At 40.7% G+C, this 19,698-nt stretch carries 12 protein-coding genes; all 12 read left to right on the top strand.

Translation table 11 applies throughout. The annotated features are described in order from the left end of the window. Nucleotides 1-443 precede the first annotated feature (443 nt). Nucleotides 444-1,274: a copper amine oxidase N-terminal domain-containing protein gene (locus tag ACQ4KW_RS12575; protein WP_430882830.1), complete on the top strand. Its 831-nt coding sequence runs from the start codon at nt 444-446 to the stop codon at nt 1,272-1,274. Between the two features lie 2 nt (nt 1,275-1,276). Then, entirely contained in the window at nt 1,277-7,372 is a 6,096-nt protein-coding gene (locus ACQ4KW_RS12570) for a VCBS domain-containing protein (protein ID WP_430882829.1), read from the top strand. Between the two features lie 285 nt (nt 7,373-7,657). Next, nucleotides 7,658-8,218: a transcription factor FapR gene (gene fapR / locus ACQ4KW_RS12565; protein WP_430882828.1), complete on the top strand. Its 561-nt coding sequence runs from the start codon at nt 7,658-7,660 to the stop codon at nt 8,216-8,218. 26 nt (nt 8,219-8,244) lie between these two features. Beyond that, on the top strand, nt 8,245-9,234 hold the full coding sequence (plsX, locus tag ACQ4KW_RS12560) for a phosphate acyltransferase PlsX (RefSeq protein ID WP_430882827.1): 990 nt from the start codon (nt 8,245-8,247) through the stop codon (nt 9,232-9,234). 12 nt (nt 9,235-9,246) lie between these two features. Beyond that, nucleotides 9,247-10,239 (top strand): beta-ketoacyl-ACP synthase III, encoded by a 993-nt coding sequence (locus ACQ4KW_RS12555; RefSeq protein WP_430882826.1) that lies wholly within the window; start codon nt 9,247-9,249, stop codon nt 10,237-10,239. A gap of 12 nt (nt 10,240-10,251) precedes the next feature. Then, nucleotides 10,252-11,187 carry an ACP S-malonyltransferase gene (gene fabD, locus ACQ4KW_RS12550; protein ID WP_430882825.1) on the top strand — a complete coding sequence of 312 codons (936 nt, stop codon included), beginning with the start codon at nt 10,252-10,254 and terminating at the stop codon, nt 11,185-11,187. Between the two features lie 12 nt (nt 11,188-11,199). Beyond that, nucleotides 11,200-11,943 (top strand): 3-oxoacyl-[acyl-carrier-protein] reductase, encoded by a 744-nt coding sequence (gene fabG, locus ACQ4KW_RS12545; RefSeq protein ID WP_430882824.1) that lies wholly within the window; start codon nt 11,200-11,202, stop codon nt 11,941-11,943. A 117-nt stretch (nt 11,944-12,060) separates the two neighbouring features. Beyond that, nucleotides 12,061-12,288: an acyl carrier protein gene (gene acpP / locus ACQ4KW_RS12540; protein WP_430882823.1), complete on the top strand. Its 228-nt coding sequence runs from the start codon at nt 12,061-12,063 to the stop codon at nt 12,286-12,288. Between the two features lie 209 nt (nt 12,289-12,497). Further along, nucleotides 12,498-13,739, top strand: coding sequence for a beta-ketoacyl-ACP synthase II (gene fabF, locus ACQ4KW_RS12535; RefSeq protein WP_430882822.1), 1,242 nt, complete (start codon nt 12,498-12,500; stop codon nt 13,737-13,739). A gap of 287 nt (nt 13,740-14,026) precedes the next feature. Further along, nucleotides 14,027-14,725, top strand: coding sequence for a ribonuclease III (gene rnc / locus ACQ4KW_RS12530; RefSeq protein ID WP_430882821.1), 699 nt, complete (start codon nt 14,027-14,029; stop codon nt 14,723-14,725). Next, nucleotides 14,718-15,821, top strand: a complete 1,104-nt coding sequence (locus ACQ4KW_RS12525) for an elongator complex protein 3 (RefSeq protein WP_430882820.1) — start codon at nt 14,718-14,720, stop codon at nt 15,819-15,821. Before rnc ends, ACQ4KW_RS12525 begins: the two co-directional genes overlap by 8 nt. A gap of 124 nt (nt 15,822-15,945) precedes the next feature. Next, complete coding sequence (gene smc, locus ACQ4KW_RS12520) at nt 15,946-19,509, top strand: chromosome segregation protein SMC (protein WP_430882819.1); 3,564 nt, start codon at nt 15,946-15,948, stop codon at nt 19,507-19,509. Nucleotides 19,510-19,698 lie beyond the last annotated feature (189 nt).

Genomic DNA, 19,698 nt, shown 5'->3' with positions numbered 1-19,698 from the left:
TGCAAAAAAGAAAGCCAAAAGCCGAGTTCACTCGAGTTTTTGGCTTTCTTTTTTGCAAATTATAAGATGGCAAAAATCCGCTTGGTCCATGTAAACATGACCTAAGTATGAAAATGAGACCAGCCGTCCACAATGCTTTCAAATGCATAAAATCACACAAAAAGAGTATAATATATAATATGTTTATAAAAAACGAATGATGATGATGGATCGAGAAAACGACAGAAATCCTGTTAATCAATAGATTCAGCCGTCTTTTAAGGGGGTGAGATGAAAAAACTCTAATTGTACATCATATTAGTGAAAAATAATAAAATTTCACTTTTAATCTGTGATAAGTCTGGATTTTGTTCGATAAACTTCGTAATGTAAGAAGTTTTTTTACAATAAAATATGGTAAAATGGTCATGTATATAAAAATAAGAAAGGTAGGTGTGATGATTATGAAAAGATTTATAGCGATTGCCGTTATGGGGGCAGCACTCGCGATGGGTACACTACTGTCATTTGCAGATTCATATGAAGAACTTTCTAAGCAGGCAATAGACATTATTGTCGATGGTAAAGAAGTTTCATCATATGATGAAGAGCAAGACGTAAACTTACCCGCGGTTATTGTGAATGGCAGAACCATGTTGCCGCTGAAAAGAACCTTTGAACTCTTTGATGTTGAAACACAGTGGAACGGCGAAGAAAGAAGTATAACAGCCGACACGGACGGGGGCAGGTTGTGGTTACAAATAGACAATAAGACCGCAAAGCTCAATGGTGTTGAAATTCAACTTGATGCAGCGCCGACAATTTTTAACAGTAGGACTTTTGTTCCACTGGCATTCATATCTCAGTCTATGGGGGTTGAACCGCTATGGAATGGAAATGAGCGTTCAGTGACCATGTACATCAGTGAATTTAAAAAGCAGCGTTTACCCAAGGTCTATGAAGAAGACTATTTGCTGACTTACGAAGCCATTGATAATACGGATTATTATTACAATAAAGAGAATCCGGATAAATCTATGGTTTTTGTGGCCTATCCTTCTTCTGTGGAGCAAGCCATCATTGACTCAGCACAAGAGTTATTTGTTGAGGCATCCGACTTCATTTATTCAGATGAAGTGGATGGGTATTTGTATGCCTATAAAGATTATAAGACCAATGACAACAGCTATGTGGTTAAAAAAATAAAGGATCAGACCTTTATAATGAAATTTAAAACATTCGATTTGAGTGAAGTGATCCAGGTGATTAAGGACTTTAATGGGGGAAGGATTTAATTATGAAAAGACTCTCAGCATTATTCTTAGTTCTGGTGTTGGTCATGACATCCTTTACCACGACTGGATTTGCCTATGGTAATGGAAATGGCAATAAAAACGGCCAAAAGTGGAACCAGAGCAATAACAACAAAGGCAATAACCTGCCATTAGATTTATACGACAAAGACGACGCTCCAAACAAGGTGAGTGTCCATGCCGAAAATGGTACATATGTTGGTATAGATGCACAAATTAAGGAAGAAGAAGAATCAAGTGTTGATGATTCGACGGACGACCAAAATGATAGTGGTTCAGGGGTCTATCCAAACAACCCATATATGTGTGGCAACGGGCGCATCCGCGTTATTATTGACAACATCTATGGGCGATCCTGGGTCGAGATCAATTATAATGGAAGAGACTTAGACACTATACGAGGAAGCAGACGTGTGGTTCTCTATGTCAATCGAAATGATATATTAAAAGTGACAGCCCATGACAATGAAAATTGGTATGGTAATTTTAGCGCTTGGCTCTTATCCAATGGCTACAGATGGGATATTCGTAACGAGAGCAAGTATACGGTCAACCTATCTGACTATGGTCACAACCAATTTGGCTATATTTATATGACACCTTGGTATGGAGATGGCTCAAGTGGATCAGAATATGACATAACCTATGAGCTCCTTGGGGACTCTCATGACGCTTTTGGTATCAATCCGCAAAACGGACGTGTTTTTGTTAAAGACACAGATGCCTTTGATAATGAAAAGAAGAGAACGGCCAAAGTTCATGTGAAGGTTACACGTAATAACAAATCCACAACCAAGAAATTTGATGTGGTTCTTGAAGACGTAAGAACGCCTGTTGATGCTGTGCCAGATGTTGGCGTCGTTAACCCAGGCGTGGTGGAAACGGTTTATGCTTCAGACCATGACAACAATGTCTTCATGATCAACCTTGAAGACAAAACAACCACAAAGGTTTCAGATACAAACGAGCAGTGGTTTGATATTGCCAATGACCATTCCACAGTCTTGTACGGGGTTCTTGCCCATGGAAATCTGTATAAAAACATCTTAGACCCTAATAATACAGAACGTGCAAACATAAGAAATATACGCGAAAGCCGTACTGGGGTTGTGAACTCATTAACAGTTGATGACTATGGCAACATGTACTTTGTGGATAATGCCAAACTCAAGTATTATAATGTGTTTGCCGATGAAGATGATCAAAGAATCCAAACGGTTATGACTGTTGGAAATCATTCTCTTGGAGATTTGGTCTTCCATAATGATAAGCTGTATTATGCGGCCTTTAAGACATGGCAGTCAAAAGGCAGTCAAAACTATGGTGTACTTGTTGAAATTGATATTGAAAAGAGCAAGACAAAGGAAATTGGAAATATTCCAAGAAACACATATGGTCTAGCATCGGTAAATGATAAACTATATCTTCTCCATGGACAAACTGTGTCAGAGTTTGACTTTGAACAGGCGGCTTCAGACCCTGATTTTAATGGTGCACCTTACAGCGCACATATGAATATTGGGTCAAATGCAAGCAGTATATATGGTTCGGCCCAAGGGGATACCATTGCGACTGGCAACATTCTCTTAAACGATGCCGGTGACTTTGACGCCCTAGTTCATACGGTGAATGGTCAATCGGTTGAAGACAATGGCGATTATACATTTGTCTACGGATACTATGGGGTTCTACTGATTAAACCTGATGGAACCTACATTTATATTATGGACAGCAAGTCACAAGCCATAAAAGATCTTTATCAAGGGGAGACATTAGAAGAATCCTTCTCCTATGTTGTGGGATATGAAGATGATGATGACACATCATCATCGACTTTGACATTTACCATCAATGCCTATGAAGATGCAGGAGAAAAGCCAAATGGCGGTCTGCACTTTGATGCTTATGATTTAGATGGTGATGGTCTTGTTGATGAAAACGTGCAGGCTGGACAAAACGTTCCTGTTTGGCATGACAGTGTTGGATTTGATAATCAAGCCAAAGCGCAAGGGTCAAACACACCGAAATTGAATCTTGAAGGCATATATGGCCATAGGGCTGTTGATTTTAACGGCTATGCTAAAGGTCTAAATATTGCCCGACAGGCAGAAGTCAATGATGACAAATTTATTCAAAAAACAATAGGCACTGTCTTTAAAACTGGTGACGACATCAGTGGTGTGCAGTATATCTTCGAAGAAGGCGGTGGCTGGAGAGGATATAACTTTGTTATAGCTCCAAATCCAGAGAATAATAACACACCATCACTTTATGCAATGGTTTATAACAATAAAGAGTGGGACACAGGTCATTATTACAAGCCTATTGTCCTGACTGAAGTGGAGCCTGAAACGGTTTACTTTGCCTTTATGACCCATGATGCAACGGAAGGCACTTTCAGAGCCTATGTGAATGGCGCCTTTACGGACATAACAGAAACAGAAGTTCTAACGAATGTGGAGGAGCAAGAAGTGCATCCAAACCCTGCAGGGATTGGTTGGTTTAACAGCCACACGGTTTATCCACACAATAAGCAAATTGTAACAAGAAGTGGTGGCGGTGCGCCATTTGATGGTATGATCGGCGAGATTGTTTCATGGAACAAGGCTCTTAAGTTTACTGAAATTCAGGACTTGAATGGCGAGCTCATGACTAAGTGGAAGCCGATCACAGTGGATGCTGTTGATAATATCAATACCTTGCAATCGGGAAATAAGATCAAGGTCACATTCTCACCAGTGCCAGGTATAAGCGAATATGAAATCGTCCTTTCAAAGGACAATGAAATTTCATCTGATGATAAGGTGTTTACCGTTACAGATAATACTGGAGACATAACATTAGATGATCTGACAGATGACGAAGTCTTTGTCTTTGTAAGGTATAATGTTGGCGGTGTTAATAGTGAAGATGCCTATGCAAACCATAAAGTATTAGGTCAACCAGACAACTTCACTTATACGAATTTAGAGGATGGAAAGACCCTGTATCGCTTTGATGGAGAAGAAGGCAAGGCATATGTTGTCAAGATAGGTGATAAAGTCTACAAGGTGCCGGCTTCCAAAGACTATGTCGTAGTTGATACACAAGGTCTAGATCCAAAATCAGGTCAACTTTATGAAACCGCTATCGTTGTGAATGAACCTAATTTTAGTGAGGGACATGGTTTGCCGGCAGAGGGACCAGTGGAAAAAGCTCTGGCATCCGTTACAGGACTGACAGCAAACTTGGTCGACGGTGAAGTGCAACTGGACTGGAATGATTTTAATGGTGCGGTAGAGTATGAGGTGAAAGTTGGCTCAAGCCCGGATGCTTTTATAGATGTAAGAGAAAAGCCTCAGAGATCACAACTCACCTACGAACCAGAGGATTTAATGACGTCACTTTTCAAATACTATAAAGTAAGAGCAAGAGTGACCTATGATGACTCCGAAGAAAGTGGTTATGCATATTCAGGCTACTCAGAAACATTTGCACTACTAACACCTGTGTATGACAATTTATTAAATGAATCTAATGATTTAGTAGATGGTGCCGTAGAAGGCCCTGGTCCTGACGGACTTTATGAACCGGGAGAGTATTCTGCGGGTTCAAAGGCTAAGCTACAAGAAACCATTGAAAAGGCCGACCAGGCCAAGCAAGATTATCTTGATGGAAAAATCAATGAAGATGCGCTTGAAGAAGCCTACCAGGTCTTGGAATCGGCTCTAAATGATTTTGAAAACGGAAGAGTTACAGAAGACAACAAGATCACACTTGTCATGAACGATGACGGTGGAAATCCACTCAGTGATACACTTCAAGTGGGTGACGGGTCTCTTGAAATTGTAAATGGTAAGGTCACGCTTTATGGACCGGAAGGATACGAGCTTGTAAAAGACATCAGTGTCGATGGTTTTGCCCTTGATGGAACAGAAAATTACAGGTTTACTTTTACAGATCAACCGCAGACAATCACTTTGTCTTATAGTGATGCCCTTCCATCTGTCATAGATGAGGTAGAAGGAGCAATTGATGGTCTTGGAACACCAGAGCTTGGTCCAGTAACCAATGTGAATAGTGACCTATATAAGTTCTATGAAGTGGGACAGTATGATACAAATCGATTTGAAGCTCTGAAAGCGAAATTACAAGAAGCTAAAGATCTAGAAGCGGATTTAAATGCAACGGGTCAAGATAAAATGGAAATGGCAGATGTGCTGAAACAAGCTTGGACTGATTTTGAATCAAGTTTGGTGGTCAGTGCCAATGAAACTGAAATCAAGTTCTATGTGCTTGAAAACGGAAATGATGTAGAAATTGAAGTGAATGGTGCTAAGAGTCTTAAACGATACGCACCTGCAGGTTTCCAAGTTGTTCTGAATGGACCTTATGAATCTGGAAATCCAGATGTAAAAGTATTCTATGACAATTATTATGTGCCTGTTCAGAACACACTGGAAATTCCATTCTACAACCAACCATCAGTTCACAAACTTTATTTCGAAAAAACGGATCTCTTTAAGTCTGTTGAAAACGGAAATAACCTCATTGATCAAATCAAGGAGGGCTCTGACGAAGACGGTTATGACCTAGGCGATGTGCCTGAGGGTCAACTGGAAGACTTAAACGATGCGCTTGAAAAGGCCAAAGAAGTTTTGAACGATCCAAATGCAACAGATGAAGAAAAAGAAGAAGCTACAAAGAATTTAAATGATGCCATTGAAGACATTAAGGAAAAAATCATAACCAACAAGAACCAGGTGGTTATCATTAACATTTCTGCTGAAACAGGTGAGGAACTAGGTGAGAGAACTGTTGTATATGGTTACAAGGGGTATTCGATTTCTGTGAACCTTGATGCTATTCCACACTACAAACCTTACATTGATCCTGAAGTAAGATATTCAGATGGTGAGGATACTCTGACATTTAGTAAGGTCGATGTGGTTTTTACAGATGACTCTCAAACGATTTACATTATGTACAGAGAAAACCCGGACAACCTGGTACCTGCTTCGGACAAGGCAGACTGGAAAGAAACAGCAAGAGAAAGTATTTACGACTATTCTGAAAACGGTATACCGTGGACAGATAATTCAAGATATGATCTTGAAGATGGACAAGGTTCTAGTGATTCAACCAGAAAAGAGTATGATGACTTCTTGAACATTCTGGGCAATGCCCTAGATGATGAAGATAAAAAGTATATTGATGAAGATTCTGTAGATGATTACATCGATTATCTGGAAGATGAAGACAATGTACTAGACTCTGAAGAAGACATTATTGATATGCTCAAGAAATTCTATAAGGAAATCTCAGATTCTTTCTACAGCGATGATCCACTTTCTGGAGAAGATAACGGGATATTAGACGGCTACAAAGCCATTTATTACGAAGATCCAATCGATACATCCATTGTCTTTAAGATCAAGGAAAGTAATGTGAAAAACCCTGAGTTTAAGTTCACCCTCATCGGTAATAAGTATCTATCTTTTGATCATCCAAACATTCAGCTCTACAAGCTGCGTGAAGGGGATGACCCAAGTGAGGATGCAAGTGTTCTTAACAACGGTGAGCCACAACCATCAAGCTCCATGATTGATGCGCATTTTGATGAAGAAAAGGGTGAATATGGTTACACAGTGACAGTATCCCCAAGTGCAGAAACCTTAAATAAAGGTGATTATTACTACGTTCGTATTCTTACAAAAGTTTCTGTTAATTATGAGTCTGACTTCTATGCAGATGATCAGAATGATTCGCCAAAAAGCAGAAGCGAGAAGTACCAAAGAGCGGTAGATAAGCTGATAGACCTTTATAATGATGGCGTCAGCGACGGTCACTATATTGAGTATTTCAATGACAATGAAGCGTTTGTACTAAGACAAATCACTGCAGATGAGCTGATTTTTGCCATTGGTGAAATCCATGATGGAAACACGTCCATTATAGAAGGTCTTATGATCAGCACACAAACTGTCTACTATGTAGAGAATGAAGATGGGGAACTTGAACGTCGAGATCCAGGTGAAAAAGTGGATATCCTCGAGTTTAAAGTAAATAAAATCCCACTTTATCCAGATTTTATCGAGTAAAAAGATCTATGTCATTAAATTGTTACTTTCAAAAACGCCCTGCTTAGCAGGGCGTTTTTTCTTGTGGATGTAAAGAAGATTAAGGGGTTCAAGTCTTGATTCTAACTGGCTTTGACCAGTAAACTTATGGTATAATATAAGTCGGAGAGCCTGTTATTAGTACCAGGTTATAAAAATAAGTCTTAAAAATTTCGTTAAAGCTATTGACGAATGGATTGGTAATGTTTATACTCTGTATTAGTAGCAGGTGCTAAAAAATTAGTACTAAGACTTGGAGAGGTTCTCATGGCAAAGCTCAAAAAGAAAGATAGACATGAAGCACTTCTTAATATTCTTGAAACAGATCCTTTCTTAACGGACGAGGAACTGAGCGAGAAATTCGAAGTGAGTATTCAAACAATTCGTTTGGACAGATTGTCTTTAAACATCCCAGAACTAAGGGAGCGTGTTAAGTCTGTTGCTACCAACAACTATGAAAAAGTCAGAACGCTAGGACAAGCAGAGATCGTGGGAGAGCTAATCGATCTGGAGCTAAACAAGCGGGCGATTTCATTCCTTCAAACAGATGATACAATGGCATTTCAACGTACCCGCATCGTAAAGGGTCACTATATATTTGCAATGGCAGAGTCCCTTGCAATGGCAGTGGTCGATGCAAATGTCTGCATTACCGGTGTTGCAAACATGAAGTACCGCGTTCCGGTAGCAGCTGGACAAAAGCTGGTTGCAAAGGCAGAACTAACACGGGTTAGAGGCAGTGAGTATTTTGTGCACGTTAAAATCAATGTGAATACGGATCAGGTTTTCCGTTCAAAATTCATATTGACGGCCTTAAATGTTGAATAAAGTTGTTAAGTCCAGTGGAGGAAAAAATGAAAATAGCAATTGATGCGATGGGTGGAGATCATGCACCAGCACAACCGGTGAAGGGTGCTATAGATGCACTGAAGCTGATTGATGCAGAAATGATTTTGATTGGGGATGAAACTTCAATCCATCAAGAACTAAAAAAATACACTTATGATGAGAATCGGGTAACAGTTGTTCACACAACTGAAGTGATAACAGGCGAAGACAAGCCCGTTCGCGCTATCAAAAAGAAAAAAGATTCATCCATGGTGGTTGGTCTGCTCAAACTAAAAGATCAAGAAATTGATGCATTTGTTTCAGCAGGCAACACGGGAGCCCTGCTTGCAGGTGGTTTACTCCGCGTAGGAAGAATCAAGGGTATAGACAGACCAGCACTTTGTTCGGTTTATCCAACAAGAAAAGGCATGTCTATCCTAGCGGATGCAGGAGCCAATGCTGACTGTAAAGCGCGAAACCTTCTTGAGTTTGGAATCATGGGCAGCCTATATGCGCAAAATGTTCTGGGTGTGGACAATCCACGGGTAGGACTTGCAAATATTGGACATGAAGAAGGCAAGGGAAACGCCTTGGTTATTGAATCCTACGACATGCTAAAAGAAGCCAATATCAATTTTACTGGCAATATTGAAGCAAGGGATATTCCCGAAGGCGCAGCCGATGTTATTGTGTGTGATGGATTCACAGGCAATATCATATTGAAACTTTCTGAAGGCGTTGCCAAGTCGTTCTCATCAATGATTAAAGACATATTTATGAAATCGCCTATGACCAAAGTCGCTGCACTTATAGTGAAAAAAGGTCTAGGGGATATGAAAAAGAGCATGGACTACACCGAATATGGTGGCGCACCACTACTAGGGGTTAAAGGACTGGTTGTCAAGGCCCATGGCAGTTCCAATGCCAAGGCATTTATGAATGCTATAAGGTATGCTGAAAAAGCAGCTGCGTCAAGCGTGGTGGATAAAATTGCTGCAGAGGTCCAGGCAAGTTAGGAGCTGATACAATTGCATCGCGACTTAAGAGATGTAGGGATTCTTGGAACAGGGAGTCATCTACCCGAGAGGGAGATGACCAACTTCGACATGGAAAAAATAGTCGAAACTTCAAATGATTGGATTGTAACTAGAACAGGTATTGAGAGCAGAAGAATTGCAGATGAAAACACAGCAACTTCTGATCTGGCATATAAAGCGGCCGAAAAGGCACTTGAAGCAGCGGGTCTGAGTGCGGAAGACATCGATTTGATTATCGTTGGAACCATCACACCAGATCATCAGTTTCCTTCAACGGCATGCATTGTACAAGATAAGCTAGGTGCTGTGAACGCGGCAGCATTCGATCTTGAAGCAGCATGTTCGGGCTTCATCTATGGTGTTTCGGTAGGACAGCAGTTCATAGCAACTGGAATGTATGAAAATGTACTGGTAATAGGTGCAGAAACAATGTCCAAAATTCTTGACTTCGAGGATCGCAAAACGTGCATACTCTTTGGAGATGGTGCAGGTGCAGTTGTTTTAGGACCGGTTGCAAAGGGCAAGGGTATCCGCTCTGTGGAACTTGGAGCCGATGGCAAAGGTGGTAAATCACTTATCATGCCAGCTGGTGGGTCAAGAATACCTGCGACAAAAGACAGTGTCGCTAACAGACTTCACTATGTGACGATGGATGGCAGCGAAGTGTTTAAGTTTGCTGTTAGAGCAATGGGTGGCGCTTCGGCACGCGTTGTGGAAAAAGCAGGACTGAGCGTTGAAGACGTAGACTTCCTTGTACCGCATCAAGCCAATATGAGGATTATTAAGTCAGCGGCTAAGCGTCTTAAACTGCCACTGGAAAAAGTTCATGTGAATCTGGACAAACTTGGCAATATGTCAGCGGCATCAATTCCTGTTGCGCTGGATGAAGCAGTGCGTTCAGGAAAAATCAATGAAAATGATAAAGTTGTTCTGGTTGGCTTCGGTGGAGGCTTAACGTGGGGCGCTTGCGTTATTGACTGGTAGGAGGTTTTCATCATGGGTAAAACAGCTATCGTGTTCCCTGGTCAAGGGGCTCAATATGTGGGAATGGGACAGGCATTTGCAGAAAACTATCCCGTTTCCAAACAAGTGTTTGAATCTGCTAGCAAGGCTATGGGATATGACATGGAAGCCTTATGCTTTAATAGTTCAGACGAAGAACTTAGAAAAACAGAAAATACACAGCCATCTATACTCACGGCTTGTATTGCAATATATAAGGCGCTAGAAGAAAAGGGCGTTAAGGCAGATGGTTTTGCCGGACTAAGCCTAGGTGAATACGCTGCTTTGGTTGCAGCAGGCGCTATGCCATTCGAAAATGCTGTAAAAGTTGTTAGAAGACGTGGCCAGTATATGCAAGAAGAGGTCCCTATGGGCGTTGGCGGCATGGCGGCTATTTTAGGTCTTGAAAATGCAAAGGTTATACAAGCATGTGAAAAAGCTTCCGCTGAAGGTGTTGTTGAACCAGCAAACTTCAACTGTCCAGCCCAACTGGTTATTGCAGGTGAGGTCGGAGCGGTTGAGAAGGCAGTGGAACTGTGTAAGGAAATGGGTGCCAAGAAAGCGGTTATGCTTCCTGTATCAGCGCCATTTCATACATCTATGCTAAAGGGTGCAGGTGAAAAATTAGCAAAGGAACTGGAAGCAGTTGAGTTTTCGGCCCTTGAAAAACCTGTTGTTGGTAATGTTGAAGCGGATTATATTTCATCTGAAAAGGACATTAAAGACCTGCTTATTCGTCAGGTCAGTAATCCTGTAAGATGGGAAGAATCCATTCAGAGAATGATCAATGATGGATATGACACTTTTATTGAAGTTGGCCCGGGCAAGTCACTTTCTAAATTCATCAAGCGTATTTCCAAAGAGGTTAAAATATTGAATGTTGAAGATCCCAACACGCTTGATAAAGCACTAGAAAAGCTGAATGCATAAGGAGGCAAAACAATGAATTTCGAAGGTAAAACGGTTATTGTAACTGGCGGTTCTAGGGGCATTGGTCGCGCAATAGCACTAGATTTTGCAAAATCTGGCGCCAGTGTTGTGGTGAACTATAATAGAAATGCTGAAAAAGCAGAAGAAGTTGTAAAAGAAATTGAAGCGATTGGTCCTAAAGGGCTAGCTGTTCAGTGTAATGTTTCTAACCAGGAAGACGTTGATGGGCTTTTAAAAGCGACAGTCGACACTTTTGGGACAGTTGATTTTCTTATAAATAATGCTGGCATTACAAAAGATACGCTCATACTTAGAATGAAAGAAAATGACTGGGATGCTGTTGTTGATACAAACCTTAAAGGGACTTTCATGACAACGAAGGTTATTGGAAAATACATGCTCAAGAAAAAAAGTGGGCGTATTGTCAATATCACATCTGTTGTAGGCCTAATGGGCAATGCGGGTCAGTCAAACTATGCGGCATCAAAAGCAGGTGTTGTGGGCTTTACAAAGTCTATTGCCAAGGAGTTTGCAAGCCGCGGTCTTACAGTCAATGCAGTGGCACCAGGATTCATTGAATCTGATATGACTGATGTTCTTTCAGATGATGTGAAGGAGATGTACTCTAAGGCTATTCCTCTTGGTAAGATGGGTAAGCCGGAAGATGTGGCAAACGCTGTTAAGTTTTTATGTTCTGATATGAGTAAGTACATCACTGGACAAGTGATCCAAGTTGATGGTGGTATGTTAATGTAATCCGCTAAAGGGATTTCATATAAATGATGGTCATGAAACAAATGTTTCAGGTTCATGTGTCTGCAAGATGTTTTGCAGATGCTCGGTTAAAACAAAGTATAAAGTGAGGTAATGAATATGTTTGATAAGATCGTAGAAATTATTAGAGAACAACTAGGTGTTGAAGATGACGTAGTAATCACAAAAGAAACATCAATGATGAAAGATCTAGAAGCTGACTCTCTAGACGCAGTTGAAATCATTATGGCTTTTGAAGACGAATTCGATGTAGAAATTCCTGATGAAGACGCAGAAGGCTTTGCAAACATTGGCGACATCGTTGCTTACCTAGAAGCTAAGAAGTAATATAAGACATAAGACTATGTCATTTATGGAGCCGGCAAGTCGCCGGCTTCACTCATATAATCACTTTAAACACAAAGCAAAAACAAATACATCAAGAAGTATTTTAAGCGGATAGAACACATCACCTGTGCAGCTGGACAGGTGCACAGGCAAATCGATAGATGAAAGATAGCTCGGTATTAGCGAGCAAAATGAAGGAGGCGACTGCAATGAATAAAAGAGTTGTGGTTACAGGTATTGGTGCAATTTCACCAATCGGAACTGGTAAAGAAAATTTCTGGAACGCCCTAAAAGAAGGCGTTGTTGGTATTGATAAAATTAGTCATTTTGATGCGTCGGAATATGTGACGCAAATCGCTGCTGAAGTCAAAGACTTCGATCCTACTGAATACATCAATAAGAAAGAAGCAAAGCGTATGGACCGCTTTACACAGTTCGGTGTTGCGGCTGCGAAACTTGCTCTTGAAGACTCAAAACTGGATGTTGAAAAGACAGATATGAATCGTTTTGGCGTTATTATCGGTTCTGGTATTGGCGGCATTGGCACTCTTGAAAAAGAGCATGAAAAGCTCTTGAAAAAGGGGCCAGGACGTGTTAGTCCTTTCCTTATTCCAATGATGATTGGTAATATTGCTTCAGGTCATATATCGATGGCTGTGGGAGCAAAAGGTCCAAATACGACAGTTGTGACAGCTTGTGCTTCAGCAACAAATGCTATTGGTGATGCTTTCAAGGCCATTCAACGTGGTGATGCAGATCTTATGTTCACAGGTGGATGTGAAGCGTCTATTACACCAATCGGCATGGCGGGCTTCTGTACAATGAAGGCGATGTCAACGCGCAATGATGATCCTAAAACAGCTTCGAGACCGTTTGATACAGACCGTGATGGTTTTGTCATGGGTGAAGGTGCGGGGATCATTATATTAGAAGAACTGGAACATGCCCTTTCAAGAGGTGCAACAATCTATGCGGAAATGGTTGGATACGGTGCAACTGCTGATGCCTACCATATTACAAGTCCTGCTCCAAATGGTGAAGGTGCAGCACGTTCAATGGCAATGGCCATCAAAGACGCTGACCTAGCTCCTGAAGACATCACATATGTGAATGTTCACGGGACATCAACACCTTATAACGACAAGTTTGAAACAATGGCGATCAAGACTGTGTTTGGCGACCACGCTAAAGACCTTCTTGTCAGCTCGACGAAATCTATGACTGGCCATATGCTGGGTGCAGCAGGTGGTATTGAAGCCATTGCAGGTCTTCTAGCAATTTCTCAAGGTTATGTACATGGGACAATGGGAATTCAGAACCAAGACCCTGAGCTGGACTTAAATGTTCTACCAAACAAGGGGACACAGACAGAGGTGAATGCATTTATCTCTAATTCTCTTGGATTTGGCGGCCATAACGCAACAATCTGTATGAAAAAATACAGGGGTTAGGTGAAGCGGTTCTTAAAGTATGCTCACTTAGTGTAACGATCATTCTGGTTTCAACCAAAATGTGAATTACCTTATACTTATACTTACTGAAGGTGCTCGTCGGATTCGATAAAATGAATTCGACGGGCACTTTTAGTTTAGATATGATTCTTCTATTGTATTTTGAAGTTGAAGCCTTTAAAATAGAAATGATGGAGAGGCTTTTTAAATGTATTATGGAATTTCTGCGCTTAGCGGGCTAGTGTATTTAAAAGGTCTCTCGACTAAAAGTCGGGAGGAAAAGAATAATGAAATTAAAAGATCTGGAGAACAAGATCGGATATGCCTTTAAGGATATCAAACTACTAGAAGAGGCCTTGACCCATAGCTCTTATTCCAATGAGAGAAGAAAAGAATCAAGACGAAATAATGAAAGACTTGAGTTCCTTGGAGACTCTGTTTTAGGCATTGTTATTAGTGATTATCTTTTTAAACACTTTCCAGATATGCCTGAAGGTGAACTGACAAAGGTACGATCAAAAATTGTCTGTGAAACCACTTTGGGAGAGTGTTCGAGAGCCATTGGATTGGGCCATTACATGTTTTTTGGAAAAGGGGAAGAAATGACAGGCGGAAGGGATAGAACATCCATTCTAGCCGATGCTTATGAGGCTCTTATCGCATCTATTTATATGGATGGTGGGCTGGAAGCCAGTAGAACCTTTATCCTAACACATATGAAAAATAAGATTAATGACGCTATAGCTGGAAAGGTATTTCTTGACTATAAAACGCATCTTCAGGAACTTGTTCAGGTGAATAAGGCCAATAAGATTAAATACGAAATTGTTGGTGAAGAAGGGCCTGACCACTGCAAAGTCTTCCATACACAAGTGAGTCTAAATGAACTTGTTATAGGCAACGGCATTGGAAGAAGTAAAAAAGAATCTGAGCAAGAAGCCGCTAAGATGGCATTAAGAAAGGTTGAGAACCTTGAACTTGAGTAAACCAGCAAATATACCTATATTTGTTCCGCATTTGGGCTGTCCGCATGATTGTGTTTTTTGCAATCAAAAGAAAATAACGGGACAGGGGCATGAAATTAATAAGGCTGATGTCATAAGAGAAATTGAAGCTTGCCTGAAAACCATGAAAGGGAAAAGATATCCCATTGAGGTGGCCTTTTTTGGTGGTAGTTTTACAGGCATTGATGAAAAAAAGCAGAATCAATATTTAGAAATTGCCCGTCGATACTTGCATGACGGGCATATTCATGGAATCAGACTGTCGACAAGACCGGATTATATCAGTGAAGAAATTGTTGAGCGGCTCATCGAATATGGTGTGACAACCATAGAGCTTGGTGTTCAGTCCTTGGATGAAAGCGTACTAAGAGCTTCGAATAGGGGGCATAGCCTCTTGGATGTTCACAGGGCTGTTGGTATTATAAAGGCTCTAGGTCGTCGAGAAGGAACTCACTTAAAACTGGGTCTGCAAATGATGATTGGTCTACCTGAAGATTCCATTGACAAGGCAAAGCATACAGCGCATGAAATTATTAGCCTGAAGCCAGACTTCGTAAGAATTTATCCGACGGTGGTTATAAAAGATACTGAACTTGAAGCCCTCTATGAATCTGGCCACTATAGGGCCATGACTGTGGATGTGGCTACAGACTGGTTGAGTGAACTTATGCCAATTTTCACATCAAGTGGTGTGCCTATTATCCGAGTTGGTTTACAACCAACAGATGCCCTCACAAATGGAGGGGACATGATCGCCGGAGCATATCATCCTTCAATGAGACAATTGGCACAAGCCAAAATTATCAGAAACCACTTGGTTAATAGAATTGAAAGGAGCCTGAAGAAGCTTCCTATCATCAAGGGACGTCGTGTTACAGTCAGATTAAGCGCAAATTCAAGGGACTGGACACCCTTTAGAGGGGAAAAGGCCTGTAACTTTGAATTTCTCAAGACCTCTTTTCCAGATTTGGATTTTGAGTTTGCAATCAATGATGCGCTTAAAAGGGGGATGGCAGACGTTGAAATTCGTGTGGACAGTAAAACTTATAAAGAGAGTATGGAGCTAAGTGACTTGTAAATTTTAATGATGGCCTCTTATCATTTGCCTGGAAATTCATAGTAAATGGATTTTGAGCATGGAAGAGATGGACTGGATATATAACTTACAAGCGTCTAAAATAGATTGAGTTGGGGTGTTCCTATTGTATTTAAAAAAATTGGAAATGAAGGGCTTTAAGTCCTTTGCGGACAAGACAGAAGTCGAATATGAAAATGGAGTCACCTGTATTGTAGGGCCGAATGGCAGTGGAAAAAGCAATATCACTGATGCTGTTCGGTGGGTTTTGGGTGAACAAAAGGTGAAGACCCTGCGTGGTGCCAAAATGGAAGATGTTATTTTCAATGGTACGAAACACCGTAAACCCCTAGGTATGGCGGAAGTGTCCCTTGTTTTTGATAACAGGGAGAAATTCTTTCCCCTGGACTACAGTGAAGTGACCGTTACACGAAGGGTTTTTCGTTCTGGGGACAGTGAATATCTTGTGAATGGAACGTCGTGTCGATTGAAGGATGTTAAAGAACTTTTTATGGATACAGGTATTGGTACAGATGGATATTCCATTATTGGTCAGGGCCGTATTGATAGAATCTTAAGCAATAATGCTGATGAAAGAAGACAAATATTTGAAGAAGCCGCTGGAATTGTAAAGTACAAATCCAGAAAAGTGGAAACAGAGAAAAAGTTAAAAAACACCCATGCAAATCTTCTTCGTGTTGATGATATTATCACTGAATTGGAAGGGCGGGTAGAACCCCTTCGTAAAGAAAGTGAAAAGGCCCAGCAGTATCTTGAACATTCAGAAAAGCTTAAAAGCCTTGAAATGAACCTGTACATCCGTCAGGTCGATAGCTGCGATGAGAAAATGAAAGCGGAAAAGCAAAAAACTGAAGACCTGCAGAAGAAGTTGACAAGCATGCAAAATGAACTGGCTGATGTTGAATCTGAGATTGAAAGAATTGAAGATCAGATGGACCAGTACAATAAATCCGTCAAAACTGCTGAAGAAGCTTTTTTGAATGCCACAAGTCAGATGGGTCATTATGAAGCAAAGGTATCCCAGATCAAGGAAAAACAAAATGCAGTGAATGCCAATGCCACAAGGATTGAAGGTGAACTTGAAAGCCTAGAGGCTGGCCTTCTTATTCAGTCAGATGGTCTTATTGAGGCGCAAAATGTCTTGAAGGCGCTTGATGAAACCCTGGGAGATCTTAATGATCAACTTTTGGTGATCCAAAAAGAATATGATGAAAAAGCCAAAGCGCTTACGGATAAAGAAACTGACTCGGAGTCAGCTAAACAAAGAGCCATTCAAATACTGAATGCCATTGAAAGAGAAAAAATTGAAATTGCCAGCCGGCAATCTTCTATTGAAAATTTAGCAGGCCGCATAGATGCTATTCAGTTGAGTATGCATGAGGCTGATTCACATAAGTCGGGAACAAACGAGAAAAGAAATGCCCTGGAAGAATCCTTGGAAGCCCTCAAATCAGATTATGCAAGCACTTTGAGAAGACGCGAAGACCAAAATGAATTATTAAAGAAAGTTATAGAAGAGGGAAAGCAGTTAGAGAGTGAAATAAATTCTCTAAATCATAAGAACATGAAAGCCTCCAGTGAAAGGCGTATTCTAATTGACATGGAAAAGGCCTTTGAAGGATATGACCATAGTGTTAAAGGCGTACTTAAAGCATGTTCTAAAGATGAAAAGCTTGGTCATGGGGTGCATGGGGTTGTTACATCTCTCATGAAAATTCCCAAATCCCTGGAGCGGGCTGTCGAAGTTGCCCTAGGGCGTCAACTTCAAAATGTCGTTACTGAGTCAGAAAAAGACGCTAAGCGCTTGATAGATCATCTTAAACGGAACTCTTTAGGGCGTGTGACCTTCCTCCCCCTATCTAATATTCGACCAAATAGGTTTAATGTGCCAGCACAGGTGGAAAAGCTCGATGGTTTTATCGGCGTTGCAGATACTCTACTTGGTTACGAGGACAAGTACAAGTCGCTATTTGCATATTTACTGGGCCGCACTGTCATTGTAGAAGATTACGAAACAGCGGTGGCTTGCTTAAAGATTTCTGGTATGCGCCATCGAATCGTTACAAAAGATGGGGAAATACTGACGCCAGGCGGCGCCATCACTGGGGGGTCTTTTAAATCTAAGATTGCAAACCTCCTTGGACGAAAGCGAAAAATTGATGAACTAGGTGCCTTGATAGAATCTTATAAGAAGGATTTGCAAGTCAAAATGGATGACAAGGAAAAGAAACTCAAGGCCCTTGATGAATATCAAAATGAAATTAAAAGCCTGACAGAATCTTGCGAAACACAGCGCATTGATATTGCAAGAATGGAAAATGAAATTCGTTCACTTGTTCAAGATCTTGAGAGACTTAATAAAGAGTCAGACCGCCTTGGTCGTGAGTACGATGTGATACATAAAGAAAAGGAAAATGCCCAAAGGCTGATTGAAGAAAAATCACAGAAAATCATTGAGCTTGAAAAAGAGAATAAAAATATTGAAAATGATATGCAAAGCTACTCAGATGGTATCAATGTCCTGCAACAAGAAGTTCGACGTTTATCGGAGACCATGACGACACAAAAGGTTGAACTGGCATCTGTTCAACAAAAAAGAAGCCATCAGGAATTGGAAATGAAGAGGCTTGAAGGGGCTGTTAAGCAAGGACAAGCAGATAAACTTAGAAAAGACAACGAACTAACTTCTATAATTGAAGAAAGGGATCGTCTTGATGAAGAGCTCAGCATTGCTGTGGAAGACATGCGGTCTCTAAGAAAATCCATGCTTCAAATAGAAATGGATAAAGAGGAACTTTCCGTTAAGTTGCAGGGGTGCCAAACAACTCTTGCCAACAAGCGTATGACCCACGAAAAAGATATAGCAGAGCTTGATGATTTAAAGGATGTGCTTCACAAGCAGGATCTTATATTGGCTAAAATAGAAATGGAAAAAGAAAATATCATTAAAAATCTCTGGGAAAAGTATGAAGTGGGCTTGAGAGAGGCTCTGGAATACCGCATTGAAATTGATGTTGATGAGGCTGAGACAGAGGTCAAATCCCTTAGGGGTAAGATTAGACGATTGGGTGAAGTCAATATCAGTTCTATTGAAGAATATAAAGAAGTGAAAGAGCGCTATGAGTTTTTAACAAGTGAACGAGATGACTTGTTAAAATCTCAGAAATCTCTTGAAAAGGTCATTAAGGATCTGGAAAAGAAGATGATTGAGCAGTTCACTGAGAACTTCAAGATTGTCAAAGAGCATTTTACGGGCATTTTCTCTAAGTTGTTTGAAGGCGGTCAGGCAGATCTTGTCCTTCTTGACAAAGAGGATATACTCAATAGTGGTATAGAAATCGTGGCACAACCACCGGGCAAGAAATTGCAGAGTTTGAGTCTCTTATCGGGTGGTGAGAGAGCTATGACAGCAATAGCCCTTTTGTTTGCCATATTAAAAACAAAGCCTGCGCCTTTTTGTATACTTGATGAGATTGAGGCCGCACTTGATGATGTCAATGTGTTTAGATTTGCAGACTTTCTTAAAGAGTTTACGAGAAATTCCCAATTTGTCATCATCACTCACAGAAAAGGGACTATGGAAATTGCAAACACCTTGTATGGTGTGACTATGCAGGAATATGGTGTATCGAAAATAGTATCAGTTCGACTAGAAGACGTAGCCATCTAAGGAGGCAATCATGTTAAAAAAATTATTTGGTTTTGGCAAAAAAGATAAAGACAAAGAGCCTGAAATCATTGAAGATGAAATTATTGAAGATGAGGTCGTTGAAGACGATACAGTTCAAGATGAAACTGTTCAAGATGAAACTAATAAAATTGATGAGACTGAAGACGAAGCGTTTGAAGAAGATGTCTT

Origin of the sequence: Tianxiuia mixotrophica (assembly GCF_050596425.1) — a bacterium.
Classification (GTDB): domain Bacteria; phylum Bacillota; class Clostridia; order Peptostreptococcales; family Acidaminobacteraceae.
This window is presented reverse-complemented; position numbering and strand designations above follow the sequence as displayed.